The sequence below is a fragment of the uncultured Nostoc sp. genome (genome assembly GCF_964245575.1).
In the GTDB taxonomy this organism is placed as follows: domain Bacteria; phylum Cyanobacteriota; class Cyanobacteriia; order Cyanobacteriales; family Nostocaceae; genus Nostoc.
The window spans coordinates 1-3,936 of the sequence record NZ_CAXTNP010000462.1 but is presented as its reverse complement, the minus strand read 5'-3'; the positions used below and the strand labels follow the sequence as shown (position 1 = coordinate 3,936).

Annotated in this window: 3 protein-coding genes; 1 reads left to right on the top strand and 2 read right to left on the bottom strand. The window is 46.5% G+C overall.

Going from position 1 to position 3,936, the window contains the following annotated elements; translation table 11 throughout:
• Positions 1-2,223, bottom strand: a 2,223-nt coding sequence (locus ACFFAP_RS36925) for a chloride channel protein (RefSeq protein ID WP_375515853.1), incomplete at its 3' end; no start/stop codon positions are given.
• A gap of 108 nt (positions 2,224-2,331) precedes the next feature.
• On the bottom strand, positions 2,332-3,645 hold the full coding sequence (locus tag ACFFAP_RS36920) for a TldD/PmbA family protein (RefSeq protein ID WP_375515852.1): 1,314 nt from the start codon (positions 3,643-3,645) through the stop codon (positions 2,332-2,334).
• Between ACFFAP_RS36920 and ACFFAP_RS36915 the strand changes: the two genes are divergently transcribed.
• On the top strand, positions 3,644-3,814 hold the full coding sequence (locus ACFFAP_RS36915) for a hypothetical protein (protein ID WP_375515851.1): 171 nt from the start codon (positions 3,644-3,646) through the stop codon (positions 3,812-3,814). The genes ACFFAP_RS36920 and ACFFAP_RS36915 overlap by 2 nt on opposite strands.
• Positions 3,815-3,936: the final 122 nt, after the last annotated feature.

Below are 3,936 nucleotides of genomic sequence, written 5' to 3'. Positions count from 1 at the left end.
GACTGGGGACTGGGGAGTTTTGCCTAATTTTACTAGGACTACTTCGCAGGTGGCTTGGCGAATTACGGTGTCTACAACGTTACCAAAAATCCGACCAGGGGTAGATGTGTTACCTTTCCATCCCATTAAAATTAGGTCGATGTGTTGTTCGTTGATTGTCTCCAAAATTGCCTGCGCTACATCGTGGGTAACTCGTATCTGTGTGTGCAAGGGAATTTTCCACTTTTTTGCTAAGACTTCCGCCTGTCGTAGCAAGCGGCGACTTTTTGCCGTCCTTACCTGTGTTTCTGATGGGGAACTGTGGCGGGGTATCAGCATTACCTGCACGCAATCTATTTCATAATGGCGATCGCGGGCAATAGCCAGTGCCATTTGTAATAAAATACCTGCTGTTTCGGGATTAGCTACTGGCACTAATAATCTACCACTGCCGGTGCTGGGCGATCGCGTTTGGTAAACTATGTATGAAGGATCTGGTCGCAGTCTTGGGGTAGCATTTTCACCATTAAGATGGTCTGCTTCCGCCCGAATAATATCTGCACGGGTAATAATTCCAATCAGTTTTCGTCCTTGTACGACTGGTAAGCGACTGATTTTATAGCGATCAAGTAAATACAGCACATTGCTTAGGGTATGGATCGGTGTTACTGTCACCGGAGTGGCGCTCATAATTTCCCCTAAGGGAGTATCGTTTGCTAAGTTGCGATCGCGAATATTGAGTAAATCTGATTGCGTCACAATCCCTACAAGCTTGCTGTCCTCTACCACTGGAAAGCCACGATGATGGGAACGGGCGAATGCTTGGATCACTTCATCTAAAGGCATCTCTGTATCGAGAGTTTCTACCTGTTGCTGCATGACATCTTTGGCTGTCAAATTTGCTATTATTCCCCCCGCCGGTGCTGCTTTTTCGATAGTTATGCCATTCCACGCCAAAAGTTTGTCGTATAGTGATCCTGGTGCTAACTTTTCAGCAACTAGATACGATGTTACAGAGCCAATCATTAAGGGCAGCACTAAGTTAAAATCTGTAGTCATTTCAAACACAATTACTATCCCTGTCATTGGCACTCTGGCCACCGCAGTAAAAAATGCGCCCATTCCTGCCAATGCATAAGTAATTGGTAATCCAGTCGCTATCCCGAAAGGCAGAAGCAAAGTCTGTTCTCCCATACCCACCAAGTAGCCAAGGGCAGCCCCAAGGGTCAAAGCGGGAGCAAATAATCCTCCTGGCACACCAGAGCCATAAGCGACGAGAGTTAGAATAAACTGGGAGAAAAAGGCGATCGCGGCTATTGACCAGCTAGCCTCACCTGTAATTAAAATTTCCCGCAGTCCCGTGTTGTCTCGAAACGCTAGCGGTAGTAATGCCACAATCACCCCAGACACTAACCCAGCTAGGGCCACACGAGCAGGTAATCCAAAACGTAGAGAGCGGCGGTAAACAGTTAAGCTGGCAATAATCCCGCGATTGAATAACGCCCCCATCAACCCAGCCACAACCCCCAACACTAAATAGAAGGGAATATCTTGAACAAAAAAATCTGTCTTGGAAGCAGTTAATGCTAGATTGAGATCCAGGCTGCGACCACCCAATACGCGCGAGACGACGGCACCGATAAAAGAAGCCAGAATCGCAGTGCCCAAGGTAAATTCAGAAAAATCCTGTAACAGTTCTTCGACTACAAACAATACACCTGCAATCGGCGTATTGAAGGCAGCCGCTAACCCTGCACCAGCACCAGCAGCAATCAACTGGCGGCGGTGGTCTGGTGAAGTCGGAAACCACCGACTGAGTTGAGCTGCTAAAGCTGCACTAAGTTGAACTGTTGGCCCTTCCCGCCCTAAAGCTAGCCCAGAACCAAGTGCCAGAACACCACCTACTAGCTTGACCAGGGCAACCCGCAAATCTAGAGCAATTGGTATACGGGCTAACACTGCTTTCACCTGAGGAATGCCGCTCCCGGAAGTTTCTGGTGCTACGCGCTCAACCAGCCATCCTGCTAGGAATCCAAAGGCAAGTCCGATACTTGGTAGCACGAACCAAGCTGGTAGCAGTAGCGATGTCTGCACTCGCCACGCACCTAGCAATCCTACCCCCGATTTAAGTAAGACTGCTCCAAGAGCAGAAACCAAACCAATTAGACAAGCTTCAAAAATTGCTAAACGACGCCGTGGTTGTAGCAGTTGCCGAAAGCGCTGTAAGATAGGTAAATACCACATGATGTCAATTTTATTGTGTTATTCAAAGATGATTTACTAAACTTTCAACAAATCAAAGGCAACATTTGCTACTTGCAAAACCCCTTACTTGTAATAAATTTAGAATTTTTAATTACTTCTCCCCGTGGTGGATAGCCCTTCTACTATCAGAGATGGAGTATAACAAGAACCATTCCAATCAGCATCGTTGCCCAGTGTAACTAATTGCTTCAGGGCTGTGTAGACATTACCTGCAACCATCGTATCCTTAACGCGCCCAATTACCTGACCATTTTGGACGCGGTAGCCTAAATCAACGTTGATCGAAAAATCTCCAGAAATACTGCCGCCACCACCCAGCATTTGATCCACAATTATGCCATTATCCAGTTCTTGAATTAAATCTGGTAGTGATGCCGAACCGGGCTGGATGAGAAAATTAAATAAACCAGGGGTGGGATAGCTGCCTAAATCAGGGCGAAAACCATTTCCAGTGGTGTTTGTAGCGAGTTGGCTTCCGGTGGTGCGATCGCTATAAAAATGCTGTAAAGTTCCGTTTTGGATAAATACTAAAAATTGAGTAGGAGTGCCTTCATCATCAAAAGGGCAACTATAAGGGCCGGCTTCTGGATCTTGGTAGAGGGTGAGACTGGGTGCAACTACTGCCTTACCCAAACGTTCTGCCCAAGGGGAAGCTACTTCTAAAACTCGCTTGCCATTCAAAGCTTCTTGTACAGTACCCCAAAGCATATCAGCTGCTTTAGAAGTGAACAAAACCGGGACGCGACCGCTAGGAGATGAGACATTTTCTCTGGCCCAAATTAACCGTTGTAAAATTTGGTTAGCTAATATTTCCGGGTGGAGTTCGCCCCGCTTAGTTTGGCCATCGGAAACACTTAAAAAATCATCGCCACGCACCCATTCTGCTGATATATAGCAGTTGAGGGTAGTATCGGTGTAGTAACAATCTAAACCTTTAGTGTTGACTATTCTGGTAGTTTCAACATCACATTCCCAGTCACCATTGCAAACAACATCGGGATAGGCATCGCGGATGAGTGCGATCGCTTCTTTGCCCCAATCTACCAAAATCTCTATCGGCACGCCTTCCCCTATATCTGGGTAGGAGGGCTGAGAGTTAGAGCCTAATTCTACTGTTTCTGGTTGATTCAGTTGACTTAGTGCTAGAGCTTTTTCCACCATTACTTCGGCTAGGACAGAACCATAAGCCACCGTCAGTCCCGGACGGCCGTTTCGCCAAAGCCGTAGTGCTGTGCCTTCAGATTGGTTGGTTTCTAGCTGTTTGAGTCGGTTTGCCTCAAAAAAGACTGGGCGAGAAAGCGATCGCGACTGATACACCTCAGCAGCTTCTGCTCCAGATTTCATAGCTAGTTCCAGCAGCTGTTCTGCTAGTGTATCTTGTGACAAATTTTCAGAACCCATGACCCTTAGTGCAATTGTGGATTTTGAACCGCATATCAACGCTGTCTCAAGAAAAGTGCGATCGTCAAAAACCGACGATCAAACTTTCTATGTGATGAACGCAGATAACTATCCAAAAATCATCAGCATGTTTCGGCAGTTGTCATTTATAACCGCAGATCAACGCTGATGGACGCAGTTAATTATCCCAAATCATTGGCATGTCTCAACGGATCTAGTCATTAGTCATTAGTCATTAGTCATTAGTCATTAGTCATTTGTGACTCCTCCCCAGTCCCCATGCCCCTAATC

What these genes read in the sequence shown, in the direction of transcription:
- ACFFAP_RS36915 (WP_375515851.1), top strand. Translation starts at nt 3,644, where the DNA reads ATGACCCTTAGTGCAATTGTGGATTTTGAACCGCATATCAACGCTGTC.
- ACFFAP_RS36920 (WP_375515852.1), bottom strand. Translation starts at nt 3,645, where the DNA reads ATGGGTTCTGAAAATTTGTCACAAGATACACTAGCAGAACAGCTGCTG.